A 23,206-nucleotide genomic window follows, 5' to 3' on the forward strand; every position below is an offset into this window, starting at 1 on the left:
TTATTCTTCGTATCCAGGCAGCCAGGTCTCGGGCCAGCGCGAGCCGCTGGTTTGTCCGGGCCACCTCGCCTGCTGAAATGGCGGGGAGGGGCGCCAGACGCCTGAGATCGTCAACAGCCGGAAGGAAAGCAGCCGATGGGCAAGCCTACACTGGCCCGGACGACGGCGCTCGCGATCGGGGAAGGCGGCCTGGGCGGTGAGCCGTTCGCGGCGGCGGAGACGGGCGGCGAGGGCGGTGTCCCGGCTTCGATCGGGTCTGCGCAAAACGTCGCCGGCGAGGATGCTTCGGCGCGTCCGATTCTGGCACAGCCGGCGCCGGACGAGTATCCCGTCGCGCTATTGGCGCGGGGGACGCGGTTCGTGTCGCGGCAGATTGCGCGGCTGATGGAGGCAGCCGAACGCGGCGTGACGCTCGACAAGAAGGAGATCGACGGGCTCGCCGCGCTGGCAAGCATGATGGAACGCTGGGAAACGCTCGCACGAGAACGGGCGAAGGAAGAAGAAGCAAGGAGCGATGAAGAACTCGCCGAAGCATTCCGCATCATCGACGAACGCATCATCGAACTCGCCCGAGCGGAAGCAGCCCGGCTCGTGGCGGAAGGTGCTGGCACCGGAACTGGCTGACAGAACGATTCGGGAATGGTTCGCCCGCGCGCGGCACGAACAATATCCGCTGTGGCGGCACTATGATGGCGCGCCCGACAACTGGATGGTGGTGGGCGGGCGCGGGGCAGGCAAGACGCGGCTGGGCTCGGAATGGGTCAACGCGCTGGTGCGCGGGTTCCCTCCGTTCTCGCTGACGGGCCGATACCATCAGATCGCGCTGGTGGGCGAGACGTTTTCGGACGTGCGCGAGGTGATGATCGAGGGACCGTCCGGCATCCGCACGATCGCGCGCGGGGAACCGCCGCGCTTCGAGGCGAGCCGGCGCAGGCTGGTGTGGGACGCTTCGGGCGCCGTGGCGTATGCGTTCTCGGCCGAAGATCCCGAGAGCCTGCGCGGGCCGCAATTCGAAGCCGCGTGGTGCGACGAACTCGCCAAGTGGAAGCACATGGAGGCGACCTTCGACATGCTGCAGTTCGGCCTGCGGCTGGGAGAGCGGCCGCTGCAGCTGATCACCACGACGCCGAGGCCGGCGCCGCTGGTGCGCCGTCTGATGGCCGATCCGCGCTTCTGGCAGACGCGCATGACGACGCGCGACAATGCGGAGAATCTTGCCGCCGGCTTCATCGCAGCGGTCGAGGCGCGGTATGCCGGCACGCGGCTCGGGCGCCAGGAACTGGAGGGCGAGCTGATCGCCGACCGCGAGGACGCGCTGTGGTCGCGGCGCATGGTCGAGGCGGCGTTCGCGCCGGAGTTTTCCGGCGAACCGCAGCGGGTGGTGGTGGCGGTCGACCCGCCGGCGGGCTCGCGCCGGACGTCGGACGCCTGCGGCATCGTGGTCGCCGGGTCGCTGGGCGACGGACGAGCCGTCGTCCTTTTCGACGGGACGGTGCGCCAGGCAAAGCCCGCCGAATGGGCGGGGCAGGCGGTGCGGCTGTTCCACGAATTCGAGGCGGACACGATCGTGGCGGAGGTCAACCAGGGCGGCGAGATGGTCGCCGCGGTGATCCGCTCGGTGGACGCTTCCGTGCCGGTCAAGAGCGTGCGGGCGAGCCGGGGAAAATGGCTGCGCGCCGAGCCGGTGGCGGCACTCTACGAACAGGGCCGCGTGCGGCACGCTGCGCGGTTTGCCACGCTGGAGGACGAGATGTGCGATTTCGGCCCGGATGGGCTGTCGGATGGACGCTCGCCCGACCGCATGGATGCGCTGGTCTGGGCCCTGACGGAGCTCCTGCTGCGCGGGACGGCTGAGCCGCGGGTGCGGGGCGTCTAGGCAAAGAACCCACCCGGACCTGCGGTCCGACCTTCCCGCGAGGGGGAGGTGAAAGACCCGCCGCCACGACATCAATCGAGGATGGACGAGATGACATGGAATTGGCCGTGGGCGAGGAGCCCGGAGGCAATGGCGGCGCATGGCCGCGCGGCGGAGCGCAAGGATGCCGGCGGCATGGGCTTCGTCGCCCTGCACCTGCAGGCGGAAGCGAACTGGACGCGGCGGGATTTTTCGGGGCTGGCGCGTGAGGGTTACATGCGCAATCCGGTCGCGCACCGCTGCGTGCGGCTGATCACGGAGGCCGCGGCCGTGGTGCCGCTGCTCGCCTTCGAGGGCGGGGAAGAGCGCGCCGGCCATCCGGCCCTGGCGCTGCTCGACCGGCCGAACCCGCGCCAGGCCGGCGGGGCCTTCCTGGAGGCGCTCTACGGGCACCTCATGCTGTCGGGCAACGCCTATGTCGAACTGGTGACGACCGCGGGGGGCGGGCGGGAACTGCATCTCCTGCGGCCCGACAGGGTGAGCGTCGCCTGCGACGGGCAGGGCTGGCCGGTCGCGCTGGAGTATCGCGGGGGCACTGGCAAGCGGCGGGTCGCCCTCGGGGCGGGCGGGAGCGCGCTGCACCTTTCGCTGTTCCACCCGCTCGACGACCACTACGGTTTCGCGCCGCTGGAGGCGGCCCTCATGGCGCTCGACACGCACAATGCCGCCGGGCGCTGGAACAAGGCACTGCTCGACAATTCGGCCCGGCCTTCCGGCGCGCTGGTCTATGCGCCCAAGGACGGCGCCAACCTGACGGAGGAACAGTTCGACCGGCTCAAGGCCGAGCTGGAGCAGGGTTACACCGGCGTGACGCGGGCCGGGCGACCGCTGCTGCTGGAAGGCGGGCTCGATTGGAAGGCGATGGGCCTGACGCCCAAGGACATGGATTTTGTCGAGGCGCGCAACGGGGCGGCGCGCGACATCGCGCTCGCCTTCGGCGTGCCGCCGATGCTGCTCGGCATCCCGGGCGACAACACCTATGCCAACTACGCCGAGGCGAACCGCGCCTTCTACAGGCTGACCGTACTGCCGATGATCGGCCGCACCGCGGGCGAACTCTCCGGCTTCCTCGGCGATGCCTTCGGCGCGCCGCTGCGGCTCTGGTACGACGCGGATTCCATCGAGGGCCTGTCGGTCGAGCGCGAGGCGCTGTGGCGGCGGGTCAACGCGGCGGGATTTTTGAGCGAGGACGAGAAGCGGGGAGCGGTGGGGTATGGCAGGAGGGAGTAGGGAGTTTGATGGCCTGGGGCCTTGAGCAACGTTGAGACCCTTGAGGCCAATGCCTCAGCGAGCGCGAGCACAGCGGCACTGTCCGAGAACAACGCAGAGAGCGCGAAGGAGGATGCCGAGCAGGGATTCGCGGACTTCCACGCAGGACTTGACGGCGTTCCAAGCCTCAGTGGCGAGAACACTCGGCCGGAAGTGCACGCCTCCGGTTCATTCCCTGTGACACCTGAGGCTACCCCCACGGAAGATTACCAAACAAGCAACAAGAAATACGTAGAAGAGGAGATTTGGCTTCAATGGCATACACTGACGAAGAAGCACAAGATGCCGTAGGCACCATTCTGACCGATACCGCCAATATCAAGTTCACTTACGACGATGCTACCCCCGAGATTTCGGCGGACTTGAGCACGTCCGCTCAGGCATCGCTCGCGTCGGCTGACAGCGCTCTACAGAACGGAGACCACTGGACACTTTCTGGTGGCGACCTGTCCTACGAAGTTGGAGACATCTATGTAGGGGACAGTGGTAATACCAGCGGTACCTCCCGGGCCGGGTTCAACGGGTCGAGGGCTGCTGTTGGATATAACGGAAGTGGAGCGTACAAGTATGGATACTTGGCCGGCGGTCCCGGCAAGAGTGCTCGTCTCATCACAGATGGAGACCAAACGAGGCTCGATATCCTAAGCAATGGTGAGATGGTATTTAGCACCGGAGCGGGGAATGACGAGCGTATGCGGATTGCGGCCTCAGATGGGGCGGTATCTATCGCGGAGTCCCTGTCGGTCGGAGGTCAGGCTCTTGGTTCTGCGGCGTTCGCTGACGTGGGGACCGCTCAGGACGACCTCAAGGCACTGAACAGCACAGGTGCTTTCTTGTTCGACCTCACGGCTAATCCCGCTGAAACCATCCCAAATCCTTGGGAAGGGGGAGCAGGAGGCGCGTACTCGAACTGGAGCATCAAGAAATACTCGAATGGAAACCATGTCGGTAACTCTTGGTGGGCCGCTGCAATCTCAAACGAGGTTGTCGGCTCTGGCGGTACGTCCACGAGTAGCCTTGATGGCGCTCTGTGGCTCAACTGCTGGAAGGATGGATGGCGTGACGGCCATACTCCCGGTAACGGTGTTAAGGGTCCGATCACCACTCTCATGGTTGTCGCCAACAACAACGAGTGGGATGACACCGGTGCTATCGTCACAAGCGCGGCGCGGACCTACGGCACGGAAGCCCTTACGAACACGAACGGCTCTCTTATGCAATACGAGGGTGGAAGTGTCGTCTGGAACTCTGCGGGAGACACTGTGCTGCGGGAACTCCACGTTCTCATCGGGTGGGATCACAACCCGCAACATGCGACGTTTCAAGCACTCCACCCCGGCGAGAACAGCGGCATCACTGTTGAGCCTAACACGGGGTCATCCTTTGCTGCCTATGTGGCTCAGGACGGAGGAGTTTTCGGTACTGGACGAGGTTTCAAGTACCTTCTCGTCCACGCCACGCACCGCAATGCTTCCACCATTCAGGTCCACCTGACTGGCACAGAACACGCGGATGGAAACGGGCTTCTTAGAGCCGGGGCGGGCACTGCCGCGCACCCCTCACTGTCCACTTACACTGACCCCGAGACGGGTTTCTATAGTGGCGGTAACGGTGTCATGAACTTCGCCACGAATGGTACGAGGACCATGGTCCTAGGCAACGGTCTCCGTCTAGGAAACCCGGCTGGCGGCGACATGGGCGTCGGCACCCTCAATGCTGCTGCGGCGATCTACGTCTGGGGAAGCAAGGTCGTTGACGACCGGCGAACCGGCTGGACTACGGCAACCGGCACGGCGACGAGGACTAGCTTTGCCACCAACACCGTGACGCTACCCCAACTGGCAGAACGTGTGAAGGCTCTCATTGACGACCTCCACGCTGACGCTGGTCACGGCCTTATCGGAAGCTGATAGGGCCACACTCTTGCTCCTCTCGCAATTCGGCGGGAGGGGCATCCCTTCGAACTAAACACACACAGGAAAGGAACACACATATGAAGATCAATTTCTCTCAGACTGTCATGGCCCCTAACGGCGAGGAACTCGACGTGAACCTTGGCCAGATTTCGGTGATGGCACTCAACGCACCCGAGAAGGAACCTCTTGGGCTGGACGAAAGCATTCGACGCGGCTCCCTTGCTCTCAAGGTAAAGGACGGCGGCGAGATTGAGATTAAGCCTGAGGATGCGGCGATGATCCGCAAGAACCTCCCCAAGGCATGGGCACCGTTCATCGTCGCTCAGGCAGCACAGATGCTGGACGGATAATCCCCATTGATAGACGACAAGAGCCTGACACAGGAACTCTTGGTCACGCTGGGCAGGATCGACGGTCAGAACAATCTGATCCTCTACCGCCTAGACAGACAGGTAGAATGGCAGGACGAGATTACCAAAGAGGTATCTGAGACCAAGGAGCGCGTGACGAAAGTCGAACGCCGCCTTAACTGGTACCCTGCCTACGCGGCTGGGGCTGCGGCTACAGTCGGCGCGGCTGTCTACGCCCTCAAGGGCTGGATCGCGGGGTTCCTCCCCAATGGCTAAGAGAACCACTGAACAAACTCTCGATGGGCTGTTTGATGCCTTCGTCGAGCATTTCGGGAGTGTCCGATTGATTGGGTGCGGGGCGGCCGTGGCGGGTCATCAGCGGATCACGGCCGGCAAGCGTTCCGGGAAGAGTACAGCGAACTGAGGGTAGTCTGCACGCCATTCGATGGCCGGCTTCCAGTGGACGCCGACATTGCGCAAGGCGAGGAAGATCAGCTTGAGAGTGGAGCAGAGGCGCCGCGACGCAACCAGGAAATATCGAGATGAGTGACCTCTCCCAGGCCGCGTGGCTGTGGGCGGCGAAGGGCGTGGGCGCGGTGGCGGGATCGGCGATCTCGCTGGTCTACGTCCTGCCGCGCGACCGCCGCGAGGCGGCGATCCGCTTCGCCGTCGGCACCGCCTGCGGCCTCGTCTTCGGCGGCGTGGCCGGGCTGAAGATCGCGACCGAACTCGGCATCGACGAGGAGATCGGCGCGGCCGAGACCATGCTGATGGGATCGGCGGCCGCGAGCCTCTGCGCCTGGTGGGCGCTGGGCTACGCGATGCGGGCGTTCCGGAAGGATGGGCGGGGCACCTCCGCCGATGACGAACGCGTGACGAAATAGCGGCGTCCGGTAGGGTGCCGGGATCGACGCCGGTGCTGGAACGCGCCTGCCGATGGCGGATCCTCGGGATAGGCCAAGGATGACGCCGCGCGGCGAATATGACGCCTCGTCAGGGTTCTAGTTCGGGTCCACGGACGGCGGGCTGCTGGAAGCACCCCCTTACCGTCTCGCCTCGCGAGCCACCGTTCCGGGGCGAGCCGCTTGTCTCGCGCGTCCTTCGGACACCCCCGATGGGGGGCGAGGAAGGGCGGTGCCGACCGCTCGGCGGCTTGGCCCACGCACAACTATCGCAACCGGAGCAAGATCATGACGAACGGGACCACTGGTTCCTGGGCGCGGAAGCGCGCGCCTGGGGGGCTGCGGCGAATGGCGTATGCCGGGGACGACCGGGTGGCGGGGAATCGCGGCGCCGGCGGGCTGCCGGTGGGGAGTGCCCGGCTCGCGGCCGGGGAGGGACGCTTTTCCGGTTATGCGAGCCTCTTCGGCGTCGCCGATCTCAGCCGCGACCGGGTGGAGCGCGGCGCTTTCGCGCGGTCGCTGCGGGACAAGGGATCCGCCGGCATCCGCATGCTGTTCCAGCACGATCCGGCGGAGCCGATCGGGCGCTGGACGGCGATCCGGGAGGACGGGCGCGGCCTCTTCGTGGAAGGGATCCTGGCGCCCGGCGTGCAGAAGGCGCGCGAGGTGCTCGAACTGATGCGGGCCGGCGCCATCGACGGACTGTCGATCGGATTTCGGACGATACGCGCCGCGCCAGAGGCGCGAAGCCGCGTGCGGCGGATCCTCGAGGCAGACCTGTGGGAAATATCCGTCGTGACATTCCCGATGCTGCCGGGCGCGCGCATCGGCGAGGTAAAACGCGCGGCACAGGAGGTCGCGACGGACGGAATGGCCCGCCAGCTGCGCGCCGCGACGAACATGATCAACCGCCAAACGATCCAGCGAAAGGACAAGGCATGACCGACCCCATGGCAGCACCCGAACACAAGGCCGGGATGAAGCCGCCGGAGGACGCCAGCGGCGCCTTCGGCGAATTCATGAACGCCTTCGAGGCTTTCAGGGAAGCCAACGACCAGCGGCTCGCCGAGATCGAGGCGAAGGCGACGTCCGACGTCGTCACCGTCGAGAAGGTCGACCGCATCAGCCAGGCGCTTGACGCGCAGAAGAAGGCGCTGGACGGCATCCTGCTGCGCCAGGCGCGGCCGGCGCTCGGCCGGCCCGAGGCGCTGACGGTGAAATCCGAACATGCCTCGGCCTTCGAGGCCTATGTCCGGTCCGGCGACGACCGCATGCTGCGCTCGATGGAGCAGAAGGCGATGTCCTACGGCTCCGGCCAGGACGGCGGCTACCTCGTTCCGGAGGAACTGGAGACGGAGATCGGCAAGCGGCTCGCCGCGATCTCGCCGATCCGCTCCATCGCCTCGGTGCGGCAGGTCTCCAGCGCGGTGCTGAAGAAGCCCTTCGCGGTGAGCGGTCCGGCCGTCGGCTGGGTCGGCGAGACGGCGGCGCGTCCCGAGACGGCGAGTTCGACGCTGGCGGAACTGCAGTTCCCGACGGCGGAACTCTACGCCATGCCGGCGGCGACCGCGTCGCTGCTCGAGGATTCGGCCGTCGATCTCGACCGCTGGATCTCGGCGGAGATCGAGACCGCCTTCGCCGAACAGGAGGGCACCGCCTTCGTCACCGGCAACGGGACGAACAAGCCCAAGGGCTTCCTCGACTACACGCTCGTGGCGGAGGCGAGCTGGGAGTGGGCCAAGATCGGCTACATCGCCACCGGCGTGGACGGAGCGTTGCCGGCGGCCGACCCGTCGGACATCCTGATCGACCTCGTCTACGCGCTGAAATCCGGCTACCGGCAGAATGCCAACTGGGTGATGAACCGCAAGACCCAGGCGGCGATCCGCAAGCTGAAGGACGACGACGGCAACTATCTCTGGCAGCCGCCGGCAATGCCCGGCGCGCGCGCCATGCTGATGGGTTTCCCGCTGGTCGAGGCGGAGGACATGCCCGACATCGCCAGCGACGAGACGCCGATCGCCTTCGGCGACTTCGCCCGCGGCTATCTGGTCGTCGACCGGACCGGGGTGCGCGTGCTGCGCGATCCCTATTCCGCCAAGCCCTACGTGCTCTTCTACACGACCAAGCGCGTGGGCGGCGGCGTGCAGGACTTCGACGCCATCAAGCTCCTGAAGTTCGGCGTGAGCTGATCGCCGAAGAAACTCTGGCGGCGCCCCTTCCGCCGGAGCGCGCGGCGGCAACGCCGCGCAAGGACGGCCCCGGTTTCCTCCCGCCGGGGCCGTTTTCGTTTCCGTAAAACCCCGAGCCGAAGAAGACACCCATGGCGCTTTTCCGAACCAGCGGGCCCGACGCGGAACCGCTGACGACAACCGAATGCAAGGCTCATCTGCGCGTGAGCCATTCGAGCGACGACGACCTCATCGCCGGGCTGATCCGCGCGGCGCGCGAGGAGGTGGAGCGGCACACGGGGCTCGCGCTGATCGACCAGGACTGGCGGCTGGCGCTGGATTGCTGGCCGCGGAGCGATCACGTGACGATCCCGCGCCATCCGGTGAAGCAGATTCTCTCGGTGACCACCTACGGGTCGGAGGGCGAAGCCTCGGAGCTCGACCCGGCAAGCTACCAGCTGGATCCGCTGTCGCGGCCGGCGCGGCTGCATTTCGAAACCCGGCCGTCGCCCGGCATCGCCATGAACGGCATCGAGATCGATTTCCGCGCCGGTTTCGGCGAGGCCGGGACGGACGTGCCGGACCTCCTGAAGCAGGCGATGATGCTTCTGGTCGCGCACTGGTACGAGTTCCGCGCCGAATATGGCGCCGCAGACCAGCCGGTCTCGCTGCCCGAGGGATACCAGCGCCTGGTCGCGGGGTTCCGGGCGAGGAGGCTGCTGTGAGGAGGCGCGGGATCGACCCAGGCGCGTTGCGCACGCTGTTCTCCCTCCGGGAGGCGGCGCCGGTGCCCGACGGCGCGGGCGGTCATACGCTGGAGTGGAGCGAAGTCGCAACCGTCTTCGGCCGGCTCGAGCCGGTTTCGGCGCAAAGCCGATTCGGCGCCGACCAGGCGATCGAGACCGTCTCGCACGACGTGACGATGCGCCGCCGGGACGACGTCCGGAGCGGCATGCGGCTCGTTTTTGGTGCGCGCGTGCTTACCATCGTGATGGTGCACGACCCCGACGGGACGGGCCGCTATACGCTCTGCCGGACACGTGAGGAGGGGCAATGAAGATCGCGATGAAGCTGACGCTGGACGGACTGGTGCGAGCGCTGAGGACGCGCGCGCACGATATCGCCGACGGACATGAAATCGGCCATAGTGCGCGGGTCGCCGGCCCGAATCGCGAGGTTACGAAACGGATGCGACGTCCCCGAAAGGGGCCAGCGACAGGAGGGGGAGATGAGCGCACCCGCGCTTGATCTGCAGAAGGCGGTGCTCGCCGCCCTGGCGGACGACGAAGACCTGACATCGGCCCTCGGCGGGTCGCGCATCTACGATCACGTGCCCGCCGACACGCCGTTTCCGTACCTGACCTTCGGCAGGACGAGCGTCTTCGACTGGAGCACGTCGACCGAGGCCGGCTTCGAGCAGCTTCTTACCCTGCATGCGTGGTCGAAGGCGCAGGGCAAGACCGAGGCGCTTGAGATCATGGACCTGGTTGCCGCGCGCCTGAACGACCAGCCGCTTACCCTCGAGAGCCACAGGCTGGTGTCGATCCGGCAGGAATTTTCGGAAGTGCGCTACGATGAAGACCTCGCCGTCTATCACGGGCTCCTGCGCTTCCGGGTGCTGATCGAGGAAAACGCGTAGGCGCACGGCGGCTCTTCGAGCGCAAATCTCTTTCGTGGATCCCGAGGTGTCGGCCAAGCACCCCCTCACCGTCTTGGGCTTCGCCCGATCCACCTCTCCCCCTGCCCGGGGGAGAGGAAACGCAGCTTCGGCTTCGCGCCAATACTATGGTGCACGAGCGAGATCGGCCGGGCTGTCCTTTCCTCCCCCCCGGGCAGGGGGAGAGGTGGCTTGCGAAGCAAGTCGGTGAGGGGGTGCTTCCTCCAGGCTGCCGGCTGGCGGCTATTCCCATTTACGATCAATCTTTGACAAAGGAGTTCGCGCATGAGCGCGCAGAAGGGCAAGGACCTGCTGTTGAAGCTGGACAGCGGCGGCGGCAGCTTCGTCACCGTGGCGGGGCTGCGATCGAAGCGGCTTTCCTTCAACAGCGAGACCGTCGACATCACCGATTCCGATTCGGCGGGACGCTGGCGCGAACTGCTGGCCGGGAGCGGCGTGCAGCGGGCGAGCATCAGCGGCGCCGGCATCTTCAGGGATGCCCAGTCCGACGCCGAGATCCGCTCGCGCTTCTTCGCCGGCACGATTTCGGACTGGCAGTTCGCCGTGCCGGACTTCGGGACGGTGGAGGGGCCGTTCCAGATCACGGCGCTCGAACTCTCCGGTTCGCATGACGGCGAGGTGACGTTCGACATCGCGCTGGAATCGGCGGGCGCCGTTAGCTTCGCGGCCGCCGCATGAACGCGAATGCGAGACGCGGCGAGATCGTCGCCGAACTCTCGGGCAAGCGTCACCGGCTGTGCCTGACGCTGGGCGCGCTCGCGGAGCTCGAATCGGCCTTCGCGGTCGACGATCTGTCGGCGCTGGTCGCGCGGTTCTCCTCCGGAAAGCTTTCGGCGCGCGACATGGCCCGCGTCATCGGCGCAGGTCTCCGAGGCGCGGGGGCCGCGATCTCGGACGAGGAGGTCATGGCGCTGGAGACGCCGGGCGGGGCGGCCGGCTACGCGCGCATCGTCGCCGGGCTTCTGACCGCAACCTTCGGAGCAACCGGCAGCGGGACGGAGACTTCCGAAAACCCTTGAGTGCCGCATCCGGCCCGACCGCGCCGGCCGCGTTCCCCTGGGACGCGGTGATGGCGCTCGGCCTGGGTTCGATGCGGCTCCACCCTGAAGCATTCTGGGCGATGACGCCGCGCGAGTTCGCCTTTGCGGCGGGGCTGGCCGGCATGGCCTCGCCGTATCCGGATCGCGCGAGCCTGGCCGAACTGATGCGGCGCTATCCCGACGGCGGGAAGAGCCCGGCGCGGGCCTAGCGCGGATCGTAGTGGAGAGAGAACGATGGACGAGCCGCAGCAGGTGAGTTTCGAATTCGATACGGGCGGAATGGAAAAGGCGCTCGCCAACCTCGGCGAACTCGCCGACGATTTCGGACGGCAGATGACCCGCGCATTCGCGAGCGCGGTGATCCACGGCCGCTCGTTCGAGGACGTATTGCGCCGGCTGGGGCTGAGCCTCGCCGGATTGGCGTTGCAGCAGGGTCTCCAGCCGCTGCAGCAGCTTGCCGGGTCGTGGACCTCCGGCCTGTTCCAACTGCTGCGCGGCATCCTGCAGTTCGAGAAGGGCGGCGTGCCGGGCAGCGTCGTTCCCTTCGCGGAAGGAGGCGTGGTGTCGAGCCCGACCTTCTTTCCAGCGGGGCGAAACATCGGCCTGATGGGCGAGGCGGGCGCGGAGGCGATCATGCCGCTGGCGCGCGGACCCGACGGGCGGCTGGGCGTCAGCGCTTCCGGCGCCGCCGCTCCCGTCAGCGTCGTCTTCAACGTCACAACCCCCGACGCCGCCTCCTTCCGCAAGTCGGAAGCGCAGGTCACCGGCATGATCGCCCGCGCCGCGGCGCGTGGCGCAAGAACCCTGTGAGGGAGACATGACCGACCTGCAGTCATTCCATGAGGTTCGATTTCCCGTGGCGGTGTCCTTCGGCGCGACGGGCGGACCGGTGCGCCGCAACGAGATCGTGCTCCTGACCTCGGGCCACGAGCGGCGCAACGCGCGTTTCGCCGATTCCCGCCGCACCTACGACGCCGGCACCGGGCTGCGCTCGCTGGAGGACGCGTACGAGGTGCTCGATTTCTTCGAGGCACGGCGCGGATCCCTGCACGGGTTCCGCTTCCGCGATCCGTTCGACATGAAATCCTGCCGGCCCGACCTCGCCCCGCAGCCGGACGACCAGGGGATCGGGACCGGCGACGGCGCGATGGAAGAATTCCAGCTGACCAAGGCATATGGCTCGGGCGCGGACGCCTATGCACGGCAGATCGCAAAGCCGGTCGAGGGAACCGTGCGCGTTGCGGTGGACGGGACGGAATTGGAGGAGGGGACCGGGTTCTCGGTCGATCCGACCAGCGGCATGGTGACGTTTCTGGCCGGGCACATACCGGCGGCGGATGCCGTGGTGACGGCCGGTTTCGAGTTCGACGTGCCGGTGCGCTTCGACACGGACCAGCTGAGCCTGAGCCTCGCCGGTTTCCGGGCGGGACAGATCCCGACAATCCCGCTGACGGAGATCCGGCCATGAGCGGCTTTCCCGAGGCGTTCCTGGCGCATCTGGGTAACGGGGCGACGACCGTCTGCCATTGCTGGCGCCTGACGCGCAAGGACGGCGACGTCATCGGCTTCACCGACCATGACCGTCCGGTCGCGGCCGACGGGACCGCGTTCCTGCCGCAGACCGGATTCACGGCGAGCGAGGCGCGCGACACGCTGGGGCTCGCCTCGGACGCGGTGGACGTGGAGGGGGCGATTTCGTCCGACGTGCTGCGCAGCGAGGACATCGCGTTCGGCCGGTATGACGGCGCGCGCGTGGAGACGCTGCTGGTCAACTGGCGCGAGCCGGATCAGTTCGCGATCATCCGCACCGGGCGGATCGGCAGGATCAGGCTCGAGGACGGCCGCTTCATCGCCGAACTGGAAAGCCCCAAGCTCGACCTCGACAAGCCGCGCGGGCGCTACTTCAGGCGCGGCTGCGACGCGGAACTCGGCGACGCGCGCTGCGGGGTGGACCTTTCGGCAGGGGGATTCAACGGATCGGGGACCGTCTCGGCCAAGGTCACGGAAGACACGATCCGGGTGAGCGGCCTGGGCAGCTTCGAAGCCGGCTGGTTCTCGCATGGCCTCCTGGCCTGCACGACGGGCGTTTCGGCGGGCATCATTTTTCGCATCATCGTTCACCGGCTGGCCGGTGGCGAAGCGGAGCTGACCTTGTGGTGCGACACCGCGCCGGCGCCGGCGGCCGGCGACGCGTTCACCGTGAAGGCGGGCTGCGACAAGGCGTTCTCCACCTGCAAGGCGAAGTTCGCCAACGACCTCAACTTCCAGGGCTTCCCACACCTGCCCGGCAACGACGCGGCCTACGGGTACGCGACCGAGGAGCAGATCTTCGACGGAAGCCCGCTGGTTCCCTGAGGAGCATGACGATGACGTCCCCGATCAACAAGCGGATCGTCGCCGAGGCGACGGACTGGCTCGGCACGCCTTTCCGGCATCAGGGCTCGCGAAAAGGTGTCGGTTGCGATTGCCTGGGGCTGGTACGGGGTGTCTGGCGCGCGGTCTACGGCTGCGAGCCGGAACTGCCCGGGGCCTATGCGATGGACTGGAACGAGACCGCCGCGGGCGATCCGCTGATCGAGGCGGCGCGGCGCCATTGCGCGGAGAAGCCGGCGACCGACATGCGGCCCGGCGACTTGCTGCTCTTTCGGTGGAAACCGCGATACGCGGCCAAGCACGCCGGCATCCTCGTCTCGGCGGACCGCTTCATCCACGCCTATGACGGCAATTCCGTCGTGGTGTCGCCGCTGGTGCGGCAATGGCGCGCGCGCATCGCGGGCGTCTTCGAATTTCCTGAAACCTTGCAGGGCTGACCGGACGTGGCGACCATCATCCTCCAGGCCGCGGGCGCCTATCTCGGCGGGCTCATCGGCGCGACCGCGGCCACCATCGGCACCGCGGCGGGCGCGGTCGCCGGCTATCTGCTCGATCAGGCGCTCCTCAACAGCGCGACCCGGATCGAGGGGCCGCGCCTCGCCTCGGCGCCGCCGCTCACGGCGGAGGACGGCTCGCCGGTTCCGCGGCTCTACGGTACCGCGCGCCTCGGCGCTACGCTGATCTGGGCGACGCGCTTCGAGGAGGTGCGGACCACCGAGAGGCGCGGCGCCAAGGGCGGTCCGAAGGTGACCACCTATGCCTACTACGCCAACGCCGCCTTCGCGCTCTGCGAGGGCGAGATCGCCGGGATCAGGCGCGTGTGGGCCGACGGACGCGAACTCGATCTCGACGGGATCGACATGCGTGTCCATCGCGGAACCGCCGACCAGTTGCCGGATCCGCTGATCGAGGCGAAGCAGGGGGAGGGTAACACGCCGGCCTACCGGGGCATCGCCTATGTCGTGTTCGAGCGTCTTGCCCTCGACGATTACGGCAACCGCCTTCCGCAATTGCAGTTCGAGGTGATCCGGCCGGTCGGAGGCCTGACCCGTGCCGTGAAGGCCGTGGCGCTCATCCCCGGCTCGACCGAGTTCGGCTACGCGCCGCTTGGAGCCACGCAGGCGATCGCCGAGGGGCAGGCGGGGGCGCTGAACCGGCACGTGCTGTTCGGCGCGTCCGATTTCGCCGCCTCGGTCGACGAATTGCAGGCGGTCTGCCCCAACTTGAAGCACGTTGCGCTGGTGGTGGCCTGGTTCGGCGACGATCTGCGCGCCGGGACCTGCACGGTGCGTCCGAAGGTGGTGGGCGGTGGCGCGGCCGCCACCGGCACCGCCTGGCGGGTGTCCGATCTCGAGGGGGCAGACGCGGACACGGTCTCGGAGGACGGCGGGAGGGCAGCCTTCGGCGGGACACCGTCCGACGCCAGCGTCATCGACGCGATCCAAGACCTGAAGGCGCGCGGTCTCTCGGTGACGCTTTACCCCTTCGTCATGATGGACGTCCCGGCCGACAACGCGCTCCCGGATCCCTATGGCGGCGCCGGTCAGGCCGCCTATCCCTGGCGCGGTCGGATCACCTGCCATCCGGCCGCGGGCCAGACGGACAGCGCCGACGGGACGGCCGCGGCGCGGACACAGGCGGCCGCCTTCTTCGGCGAGGCGTTGGCGGCGGATTTCTCGTCGGGTGGCGGTCAGGTGCATTTTTCCGGTCCGGCGGACGAATGGGGATATCGCCGGATGATCCTGCATTACGCGCGGCTCGCACAGGAGGCCGGCGGCGTCGACGCCTTTCTGATCGGCTCGGAACTGCGGGGTCTGACGACGATCCGCGACGAGGCCGACGCCTTTCCGGCGGTGGAGGCGCTCTGCGCACTCGCCGCCGACGTGCGCGCGATGCTCGGAACCGGGCCGAAACTTACCTACGCAGCCGACTGGTCGGAGTATTTCGGACATCAACCCGGTGATGGATCGGGTGACGTCTTCTTCCACCTCGACGCGCTATGGGCGCATTCGGCGATCGACGCGGTGGGCATCGACAACTACATGCCGCTTTCCGACTGGCGCGACGGCGACTACGCGGGGGACGGCCCCGACGGGGCGGCGGGACCATACGATCTCTCCGCGCTGCGGGCCGCGATCGCGGGCGGAGAGGGCTACGACTGGTTCTATGCCGATGAAGAGGCCCGCAACGACCGCATGCGCAGCCCGATCGCGGACAGCGCGCACGGCAAGCCCTGGGTGTTCCGCTACAAGGACCTGGTGAACTGGTGGTCGAACGCGCATTTCAACCGTCCCGGCGGCGTAGAATCATCGACCCCTACAGCCTGGGAGCCGAGGTCGAAGCCCATCTGGTTCACGGAACTGGGCTGCCCGGCCTGCGACAAGGGGCCGAACCAGCCCAACGCCTTCCATGACCCGAAATCGGCCGAGAGCGCACTGCCGCGCTTTTCCAACGGCGGGCGGTCCGACATCGCGCAGCACCGGTTTATCGAGGCGCACCTCGGCTACTGGGAGGAGGATGCGGACGGGTTCGAGGATGCGTCGAACCCCGTCTCGGGCGAGTACGAGGGGCGGATGCTCGATGCGGAGCGGTGTTATCTCTGGGCATGGGACGCGCGGCCGTTTCCCGCCTTTCCGCTCGCGACCGACGTCTGGGGCGACGGCGAGAACTGGCCGCTCGGGCACTGGCTGAACGGGCGGCTGGCCAGTCCCGCGGTCGGCGACCTGATCAACGCAATCATCGCGGACCACGGGCTGGAGCGCGCCGACGTGGAGGCCGCCGACGGCAAGGTGACGGGTTACGTCGTTTCCGAACCCTCGACCGCGCGCGCGGCGCTGGAGCAGATCGCGGAGGTCTTCGGCCTCGTCGCCTGCGTTGACGGCGACCGGCTGATCTTCCGGTCGCAAAGCGCGGTGGCGGGGGCGGCGCTCGAAATCGGCGAACTCGCAGCAATCGACGCGAGGCCGGTCATCACTTCGGCTCGCGAGGCTGTGCATCTTTTGCCCGACGAGGCGCTGCTGTCCTTCCGCGACCCGCTGCGCGATTACCAGGCCGGCTCGACCCGGCACGTGCATCCGAATTCGCTCGCCGGCCGGCAGCAGTCCCTCGCCCTGTCCGGCTGCCTGGAAGAGCCGGTCGCGCAGTCCCTCGTCGCCGACTGGCTGAAACGCCGCTGGCGGGCGCGCGAGCAGATCAGCTTCGCGATCCCCGCCGCCGACCGCCGCGTCGTGCCCGGATCGATCGTGCGCCTGCCAGACAAGCTTGCGGGGCAGGACTATCTCGTTACCGGGATCGAGGAAGGCCTCGTGCGGGAGACCAGCGCGCTTCGAATCGATCGGCTGCCGCCGACGCCGGCCGCCGCGACGCTCGGCGGTGCCTCGGCGAAGAAGGTGGAGCCGCCGGCAAAGCCTCTCGTCCACTTCCTCGACCTGCCGTCGGCCGGCGGCACCGACCAGCCCTGGAACGAGCTGAGGATCGCGGCTTGGTGCCGCCCCTGGCGCAACCAGATCGTCTATGCGTCGCCGGAAGCCGCGGGGTTCGAGCAGCGCTCCGCGCTGGTCGAGGCGAGCAAGATCGGGAAGCTCGAGGAAGCGGCGGTAGCCGGAAATGCCGGACGCATCGACGCGGGGCGGTCCCTGCTGGTCCGGATGTTCGGTGGCGCCCTTTCGAGCGTCTCCACGATCCAGATGATGAACGGGGCCAACGCGGCAGCACTTCGATCCGCCAGCGGCGCCTGGGAAGTGCTCCAGTTCATGGTGGCGGAGGAGATCGCCTCGGGGCTGTGGCGGCTGTCGAAGCTCCTGCGCGGCCAGCTCGGCACGGAGGACGCGATGCTGGCCGGTGCGCCGCTGGGATCGGCCTTCGTCATGCTCGACCAGGCGGTTCCTTCCGCAGGTCTCAGGCCTTCGGAAGCGGGACTTCCGCTGACATGGCGGGTCGGTCCCGCGAAGGGCGACCTCGCGAGCGCGCTGTTCGACGTCCAGACGGTGACGGGCGGGGTCCGCGCGGCGCTGCCGCTCTCGCCCGTCCACATCCGCGCGAGCAAGGCCGCAAGCGGCGACGTCTCGCTGCGCTGGATACGGCGCGGTCGCATCGCCGCCGACGGATGGGACGCGGGCGACATACCGCTTGGCGAGGAAACGGAAGCGTACGCCATCGAGGTCCGCACAGAAGACGACGTGCTCCTGCGCGGCGCGGAAACGACGAGCCCCGAATGGACGTACGGCGCGGGCGACATCGCAGAGGATTTCGACGGCGACCCGGGGCCGGCGGTCTTCCACGTCTTTCAGAAGAAGGGCGCCGCCGGAACCGCCGGGCTGCCGGGCCGGCTCAGTTTCAACCTGGCCTGAGGGAACTGCCCCTCAGGCTGTTCATAGAAGGAGACGATTCAATGACCGAAAGCAAACCTTGGTACCTGTCGCGCACCATCTGGGCCTCGATCATCACCATCGCCACCGCGTCCGGCAGCCTGTTCGGGCTCCCCGGCTCCGGGATCGACGATGCGGCGCTCACCGATGCCGTCCTGCAACTGGTCACGGCGGTCTCCGGCGTGGTGGCGATCTTGGGGAGGGTGTCGGCGACGACCAGGATCGGGGGCTAGAGGGGACACGGTTGTTTACCGCCGCGGTCGGAGTGTGATGGCGGATGAAGCAGCCCCGGCTTGCAGGCACCCGGCCGCTTCCTAGGTCTAGCAAAGGCGATCCTCGTTCCCTCCCAGGGATCGCCTGACATGGAACCGGCGGCGCGAATTGCCCCCAGGCCCAGGCGCCGCCGGCTTCCTTTTGCCACAGCGATGTCTGCCGGAGGCAGCCGTCGATGCGAAGGCGAGGAATGAATTTCTTCGCGCTGTCAAAATCGGAAATCCAAGCTACATTGACCGGTGCGCCTTGGCACGCAAATCGCCAAGGGCTTCGCAGTGAATCCGAAACGGCGTTCATGTCGCGTTCAGCGGCGGCGGGGTATCAGTAGCGCATGAAAGTTCGTAACCCCATGATCCGTCTCCTGACGCTCCTGCTCGTCGCAGGCTCCTTGGCCGCGCCGGCGCGTGCCGCGGACTGCAACACCCTCGGCCAGGCAATTGCCGCCCAGGACGGCGGTACCCTGCAGGTTGCGACCGAGCAGAGCCGCGGCGGCCAGACGATCTGCGTCGTGGTCTACACCGTACCGGGCAGCAACGGTCAGCCGCCGCGCCGGGTCGAGAGACAGGTACCCGCCAACTAGCCTTCCTGTCCTGCGTGGCGCAGCGGTCGAGGGCCGGGCGAAGCGAGAGCCCGTCAATCCGAGGAAAACATGAGAATATTGGTCGTAGAGGATGACAAGAACCTCAACCGTCAGATCGCCGATGCGCTGACGGAAGCGGGTTACGTGGTGGACCAGGCCTATGACGGCGAGGAAGGACATTTCCTGGGGGACACCGAGCCCTACGATGCCGTCGTTCTGGACATAGGCCTGCCCGAAATGGATGGGATCAGCGTGCTGGAGAGATGGCGCGCGGACGGCAAGAAGATGCCCGTGCTGATGCTGACGGCGCGCGACCGCTGGAGCGACAAGGTGGCCGGCATCGACGCCGGTGCCGACGACTACGTAGCCAAACCCTTCCACATCGAGGAAGTGCTGGCGCGCGTGCGCGCGCTGATCCGCCGGGCGGCGGGGCACGCCTCGTCCGAACTGGTCTGCGGGCCGCTGCGGGTCGACACCAAGGCATCCAAGGCCGATGTTGGCGGGATGCCGCTGAAGCTGACCTCGCACGAGTTCCGTCTGCTCGCCTATCTCATGCACCATATGGGAGAGGTCGTGTCGCGAACGGAACTGGTGGAACACCTTTACGACCAGGATTTCGACCGCGATTCCAACACGGTCGAGGTGTTCGTCGGGCGCTTGCGCAAGAAGATGGGCATGGACCTGATCGAGACGGTGCGCGGCATGGGCTACCGGATCCGAGAGCCGCAGGAGTGAGCACGCAGGTGCCGCAACAAGCGCGGCCCGCAAGGCGAAACGCCCTGAGGATCGGGCTTCGCTCGCTGTCCTTCCGCGTCGTCACCTTTTCCACCGTCTGGGCCGTCGTCGCCCTGGTGGTGATCGCCACCCTGATTTCCGCACTCTACCGCGTCTCGGCCGAACGCAGCTTCCGCAGCCTGCTCGTGGCACATCTCTACAGCCTGGTCGCCGCCGTGAGCGTTTCCGACGAGGGAGAACTGCAGGGGACGCCGGCCCTCTACGACGTCAAGTTCTCGCAGCCCGGCTCCGGCTGGTACTGGGCCGTGGAGCCGGTCTCTCCCGGCCTCGACGGTGGCATCCGCTCCGCCTCCATGACCAATCCGATCCCGGCGCCGGCGATCGCGGAAGTGCCCTTCGACAGCCAGTTCCAGCGCGTCTACGAGACCGTCGGGCTGTCCGGCGAACGCATCGACGTGGTCGAGAACGACTTCATCCTGGACGCCGACAACCGGATCGCGCGCTTCCGCGTGATGGGCAACAGAAGCGAACTGGAACTGGACATCGCCGATTTCTCGCGGCAGCTCTATACCTATCTGGCGTTGTTCGGCGTCGGCATGATCGCCATCAACGCCATCGTCATTCTTCTGGGTCTGCGTCCTTTGGACCAGGTGCGCAACGCGCTTGCCCAGGTGCGGGAAGGCACCGCCAAGAAACTCGACGGCAGGTTTCCCTCCGAGATCGAACCGCTTGCCAGCGAGACGAACGCGCTGATCGAGAACAACCGACGAATCGTCGAACGGTCGCGCACGCAGGTCGGCAATCTCGCCCATTCCCTGAAGACGCCCGTGGCCGTTCTCCTCAACGAAGGCCGTGCGATGGGCGGCGAGAAGGGCAGGCTGATCGTCGAACAGGCGGCCGCGCTCCAACAGCAGGTGGAGCACTACCTGCAGCGCGCGCGCATCGCCGCCCAGCGCGACAGCGTCGTCTTCCGCACGCCCATGAAGGAGCCGCTGGAACGGCTCATGCGTGTTTTTCGTAAGCTCGACCGGAAGGTCGATATCGTCTTCGAGGCCCCGGAGCGCGAACTCGTCTTCGCCGGAGAGCGGGAGGATCTCGAGGAAATCGCCGGCAATCTCCTAGAAAACGCCGTCAAATGGGCGCGGCGCACGGTACGTGTGCGGCTTTCGGCGGAGGTGGGAGCCGTCCTGCTCACGATCGAGGACGACGGGCCGGGGATCCCCGAGGAACAGGCGCGCGAGGCGCTGAAGCGGGGGACCCGACTCGACGAGACGAAGCCCGGCACCGGGCTCGGACTGGCTATCGTGCACGACCTCGTGCGCGAATATGGCGGCGAACTGGCGCTCGAGCGGTCGGAGCTCGGGGGGCTGAAAGCGGTCATCCGCCTGCCGTCTGTGGGCTGATGTTCGACGGAACGGTCCCGGCGGGGCAATGGCGGTTCCGGTAGGAAAAACGGCGGGCGCGGGTTTCAGGCAAGCCCAATTTCGGTCATACATCGTCGCTACCGCCGGGTGCTTCGGTCGCAGTCACGCAAGGGAACAATCGAGCGATGCCCACAGCCGCGAAAGCTATAACGCTTTTGGCAGCCTGCCTTTCGCTCGGCGCGTGCACGACCACGTCGCTGACGAGCGGAGTGGCCGCCCCGACGACGAAGGATACCATCATCGCCCAGATGAACGGCGGCCTGATCGGCGGCGACCTGGGCAAGAAACTGCCCGAGCGCGAGCGGCGCAAGGCGCTGGAAGCGGAATACCGGGCGCTCGAATACACCCCCGCGCGGATGCCGGTCACCTGGAAGGCAGATAACGGTCGAATGGGTGGTGAGGTGGTGGCGGCCCAGCCCTATCGCGTCGGCTCCCAGGACTGCCGCCAGTACAGCCACAAGCTCAGCGACGGCGTGCGCGAATCGGAGGCGCGCGGTACGGCCTGCCGCAATCCCGACGGCAGCTGGACGCCTCTGACCTGAATGGCAGGTCCGCCACCCGGTCTGCTGCCGCCAAATAGCCGCATGTCCGGCCGATTGGAATGCACTCCAACCATCGCTATTTGAGGTCGCATGGTTTTCTGGATCGTGCTCGGACTGCTGACGGTGATCGCCAGCCTCGCCGTGATCCTGCCTCTTGCGGGCAGGCGCGAGGAGGCCGCGTCTGCGTCCGTGCATGACATCGAGGTGTACCGGGACCAGCTGGCCGAGGTGGAACGCGACGCCGAGCGCGGACTGATCGGCAAGCAGGAAGCCGAACAGGCGCGGGCCGAGATCGGCCGGCGGATCCTGAAACTCGACGGCGCCGACAAGAATTCAAGCGAACAACGCCGGGGCGAGTCCGCCTTCGCGCGCGGGCTCGCGATGGCGGGCGTGCTGGCCGTGCCGCTGCTGAGCTGGGGCATCTACAATTCCATCGGATCACCGGAGCTTCCCGGCCAGCCTCTCGCCGAGAGGTTGGCGAAGAATCCCGGCGAGAGCAGCATCGACGAACTGGTCGCTCGGGCGGAGGCGCACCTTCGGGCCAATCCCGAGGACGGGCGCGGCTGGGACGTCCTGGCGCCGATCTATGCGCGGCTGGAAAGACCGGCCGAAGCGGCGACCGCCTACCGCAACGCCATCCGCCTGCTCGGGCCGAGCGCGGCGCGCGAGACAGGCCTCGGCGAGGCTCTGATGATGTCGGCCGGCGGTGTGGTGCCCGCCGACGCCGTCGATGCCTTCCAGCGCGCGCTGGACATCGATGGAAAGGATCCGAAGGCGCGGTTCTATCTCGCTACCGCCCTGGCGCAGGAGGGAAGGATCGCGGAAGCAGCCGACGCTCTTCGCGCGATGCTCGCCGACCTGCCGGAGACCTCTCCCTGGCGCGGCGTCGTCGAGCAGACGATCGCCCGGGCCGAGGAAGAGGCGAGCCGCAGCAGCACGGCTCAGGCCGGACCGACCCGCGAAGACGTCGAGGCCGCGAGCGGGATGAGCGCCGAGGATCGCAGCGCAATGATCGAGATCATGGTTGCCCAGCTCGACGAGAGGCTAAGGGAGAACCCGGACGATCCGGAAGGATGGCAACGCCTGGTGCGCTCCTACATGGTGCTCGGCAAGGCGGAGGAGGCGCGCGACGCCCTCACTCGCGGCGTCGCTGCACTTGGCGAGGACAGTGGCGCTGCGCGCGAACTGGTGGCCTTCGCGGCGGAGCAGGGCGTGAAGGGCATGGAAGAACGATGACGCGGAAGCAGAAAAGACTGTCGATCATATTGGGTGCGCTGGCGTTTCTCGGCACAGCGACCGGTCTCACCTTCTATGCGCTCGGGCAGAAGACCTCCTACTTCTACATGCCGGCGGACCTCACCACCGCCAGCATCGCGCCGGGACAGCGCATACGGCTGGGCGGACTGGTCGAGGACGGATCGATCGTTCGAGACCAGGGCACGCGCGTCTCGTTCGGCGTCTCCGATGGTGGCGGCCACGTCGAAGTCGTCTATGATGGCATCCTGCCCGACCTGTTCCGCGAGGGGCAGGGCGTGGTGACGGAAGGCACGTTCGATCCGAGCGGAACCTTCGTCGCCGACAGCGTGCTCGCCAAGCACGACGAGAACTACATGCCCAAGGAAGTCGCCGACAGCCTTAAGGCGCAGGGCGTCTGGCAGGAAGACTGAGGGA

The 23,206-nt window shown here is 67.2% G+C and carries 27 protein-coding genes; all 27 read left to right on the plus strand.

The features are described from left to right. Positions 1 to 135: 135 nt before the first annotated feature. Complete coding sequence (locus tag ABGN05_RS21095) at positions 136 to 624, plus strand: hypothetical protein (protein ID WP_367956026.1); 489 nt, start codon at positions 136 to 138, stop codon at positions 622 to 624. Beyond that, positions 515 to 1,876: a DNA-packaging protein gene (locus ABGN05_RS21100; RefSeq protein ID WP_373695969.1), complete on the plus strand. Its 1,362-nt coding sequence runs from the start codon at positions 515 to 517 to the stop codon at positions 1,874 to 1,876. The genes ABGN05_RS21095 and ABGN05_RS21100 overlap by 110 nt, the downstream gene beginning before the upstream one ends. Positions 1,877 to 1,966: 90 nt before the next feature. Further along, entirely contained in the window at positions 1,967 to 3,145 is a 1,179-nt protein-coding gene (locus ABGN05_RS21105) for a phage portal protein (RefSeq protein WP_373695970.1), read from the plus strand. A 293-nt stretch (positions 3,146 to 3,438) separates the two neighbouring features. Beyond that, a complete protein-coding gene (locus ABGN05_RS21110) occupies positions 3,439 to 5,094 on the plus strand; it encodes an autotransporter outer membrane beta-barrel domain-containing protein (RefSeq protein WP_367956028.1) in 1,656 nt (551 codons plus the stop codon). 83 nt (positions 5,095 to 5,177) lie between these two features. After that, entirely contained in the window at positions 5,178 to 5,450 is a 273-nt protein-coding gene (locus ABGN05_RS21115) for a hypothetical protein (RefSeq protein WP_367956029.1), read from the plus strand. Positions 5,451 to 5,456: 6 nt separating this feature from the next. Then, the gene (locus tag ABGN05_RS21120; protein WP_367956030.1) at positions 5,457 to 5,726 is read left to right on the plus strand and encodes a hypothetical protein; all 270 of its coding nucleotides are present in this window, start codon (positions 5,457 to 5,459) and stop codon (positions 5,724 to 5,726) included. Between the two features lie 266 nt (positions 5,727 to 5,992). Beyond that, the gene (locus ABGN05_RS21125) at positions 5,993 to 6,334 is read left to right on the plus strand and encodes a DUF6107 family protein (protein ID WP_367956031.1); all 342 of its coding nucleotides are present in this window, start codon (positions 5,993 to 5,995) and stop codon (positions 6,332 to 6,334) included. A gap of 306 nt (positions 6,335 to 6,640) precedes the next feature. Further along, positions 6,641 to 7,294, plus strand: a complete 654-nt coding sequence (locus ABGN05_RS21130; RefSeq protein WP_367956032.1) for an HK97 family phage prohead protease — start codon at positions 6,641 to 6,643, stop codon at positions 7,292 to 7,294. After that, on the plus strand, positions 7,291 to 8,544 hold the full coding sequence (locus tag ABGN05_RS21135) for a phage major capsid protein (RefSeq protein WP_373695971.1): 1,254 nt from the start codon (positions 7,291 to 7,293) through the stop codon (positions 8,542 to 8,544). Before ABGN05_RS21130 ends, ABGN05_RS21135 begins: the two co-directional genes overlap by 4 nt. 131 nt (positions 8,545 to 8,675) lie before the next feature. Next, on the plus strand, positions 8,676 to 9,248 hold the full coding sequence (locus tag ABGN05_RS21140) for a head-tail connector protein (protein WP_367956033.1): 573 nt from the start codon (positions 8,676 to 8,678) through the stop codon (positions 9,246 to 9,248). After that, the gene (locus tag ABGN05_RS21145; RefSeq protein ID WP_367956034.1) at positions 9,245 to 9,580 is read left to right on the plus strand and encodes a phage head closure protein; all 336 of its coding nucleotides are present in this window, start codon (positions 9,245 to 9,247) and stop codon (positions 9,578 to 9,580) included. The genes ABGN05_RS21140 and ABGN05_RS21145 overlap by 4 nt, the downstream gene beginning before the upstream one ends. A 171-nt stretch (positions 9,581 to 9,751) precedes the next feature. Next, the gene (locus ABGN05_RS21150) at positions 9,752 to 10,162 is read left to right on the plus strand and encodes a DUF3168 domain-containing protein (RefSeq protein WP_367956035.1); all 411 of its coding nucleotides are present in this window, start codon (positions 9,752 to 9,754) and stop codon (positions 10,160 to 10,162) included. 303 nt (positions 10,163 to 10,465) lie between these two features. Then, a complete protein-coding gene (locus tag ABGN05_RS21155) occupies positions 10,466 to 10,879 on the plus strand; it encodes a phage major tail protein, TP901-1 family (protein ID WP_367956036.1) in 414 nt (137 codons plus the stop codon). Beyond that, positions 10,876 to 11,220, plus strand: coding sequence for a gene transfer agent family protein (locus ABGN05_RS21160; RefSeq protein WP_367956037.1), 345 nt, complete (start codon positions 10,876 to 10,878; stop codon positions 11,218 to 11,220). Before ABGN05_RS21155 ends, ABGN05_RS21160 begins: the two co-directional genes overlap by 4 nt. Then, complete coding sequence (locus ABGN05_RS21165; protein ID WP_367956038.1) at positions 11,217 to 11,450, plus strand: rcc01693 family protein; 234 nt, start codon at positions 11,217 to 11,219, stop codon at positions 11,448 to 11,450. The genes ABGN05_RS21160 and ABGN05_RS21165 overlap by 4 nt, the downstream gene beginning before the upstream one ends. A 25-nt stretch (positions 11,451 to 11,475) precedes the next feature. After that, positions 11,476 to 12,051 carry a phage tail tape measure protein gene (locus ABGN05_RS21170; RefSeq protein WP_367956039.1) on the plus strand — a complete coding sequence of 192 codons (576 nt, stop codon included), beginning with the start codon at positions 11,476 to 11,478 and terminating at the stop codon, positions 12,049 to 12,051. Positions 12,052 to 12,058: 7 nt separating this feature from the next. Further along, a complete protein-coding gene (locus tag ABGN05_RS21175; RefSeq protein ID WP_367956040.1) occupies positions 12,059 to 12,709 on the plus strand; it encodes a phage distal tail protein, Rcc01695 family in 651 nt (216 codons plus the stop codon). Further along, positions 12,706 to 13,596: a phage/gene transfer agent baseplate hub protein gene (locus tag ABGN05_RS21180; RefSeq protein WP_367956041.1), complete on the plus strand. Its 891-nt coding sequence runs from the start codon at positions 12,706 to 12,708 to the stop codon at positions 13,594 to 13,596. The genes ABGN05_RS21175 and ABGN05_RS21180 overlap by 4 nt, the downstream gene beginning before the upstream one ends. Before the next feature lie 11 nt (positions 13,597 to 13,607). Next, positions 13,608 to 14,051 (plus strand): NlpC/P60 family protein, encoded by a 444-nt coding sequence (locus tag ABGN05_RS21185; protein ID WP_367956042.1) that lies wholly within the window; start codon positions 13,608 to 13,610, stop codon positions 14,049 to 14,051. A 6-nt stretch (positions 14,052 to 14,057) separates the two neighbouring features. Further along, positions 14,058 to 17,963 carry a baseplate multidomain protein megatron gene (locus ABGN05_RS21190; protein ID WP_367956043.1) on the plus strand — a complete coding sequence of 1,302 codons (3,906 nt, stop codon included), beginning with the start codon at positions 14,058 to 14,060 and terminating at the stop codon, positions 17,961 to 17,963. A gap of 41 nt (positions 17,964 to 18,004) precedes the next feature. Then, positions 18,005 to 18,214, plus strand: a complete 210-nt coding sequence (locus ABGN05_RS21195; RefSeq protein WP_367956044.1) for a hypothetical protein — start codon at positions 18,005 to 18,007, stop codon at positions 18,212 to 18,214. Positions 18,215 to 18,603: 389 nt separating this feature from the next. After that, positions 18,604 to 18,834, plus strand: a complete 231-nt coding sequence (locus tag ABGN05_RS21200) for a hypothetical protein (RefSeq protein WP_373695972.1) — start codon at positions 18,604 to 18,606, stop codon at positions 18,832 to 18,834. A gap of 69 nt (positions 18,835 to 18,903) precedes the next feature. Then, complete coding sequence (locus tag ABGN05_RS21205; RefSeq protein ID WP_367956046.1) at positions 18,904 to 19,569, plus strand: response regulator transcription factor; 666 nt, start codon at positions 18,904 to 18,906, stop codon at positions 19,567 to 19,569. Positions 19,570 to 19,577: 8 nt separating this feature from the next. Further along, positions 19,578 to 20,972, plus strand: coding sequence for an ATP-binding protein (locus ABGN05_RS21210; RefSeq protein WP_367956047.1), 1,395 nt, complete (start codon positions 19,578 to 19,580; stop codon positions 20,970 to 20,972). Between the two features lie 146 nt (positions 20,973 to 21,118). After that, complete coding sequence (locus tag ABGN05_RS21215; RefSeq protein WP_367956048.1) at positions 21,119 to 21,535, plus strand: RT0821/Lpp0805 family surface protein; 417 nt, start codon at positions 21,119 to 21,121, stop codon at positions 21,533 to 21,535. A gap of 90 nt (positions 21,536 to 21,625) precedes the next feature. Then, entirely contained in the window at positions 21,626 to 22,771 is a 1,146-nt protein-coding gene (gene ccmI / locus ABGN05_RS21220) for a c-type cytochrome biogenesis protein CcmI (protein ID WP_367956049.1), read from the plus strand. After that, positions 22,768 to 23,202, plus strand: coding sequence for a cytochrome c maturation protein CcmE (gene ccmE / locus ABGN05_RS21225; RefSeq protein WP_367956050.1), 435 nt, complete (start codon positions 22,768 to 22,770; stop codon positions 23,200 to 23,202). The genes ccmI and ccmE overlap by 4 nt, the downstream gene beginning before the upstream one ends. Positions 23,203 to 23,206: the final 4 nt, after the last annotated feature.

Source organism: Aquibium pacificum (assembly GCF_040839445.1).
GTDB lineage: Bacteria > Pseudomonadota > Alphaproteobacteria > Rhizobiales > Rhizobiaceae > Aquibium > Aquibium pacificus.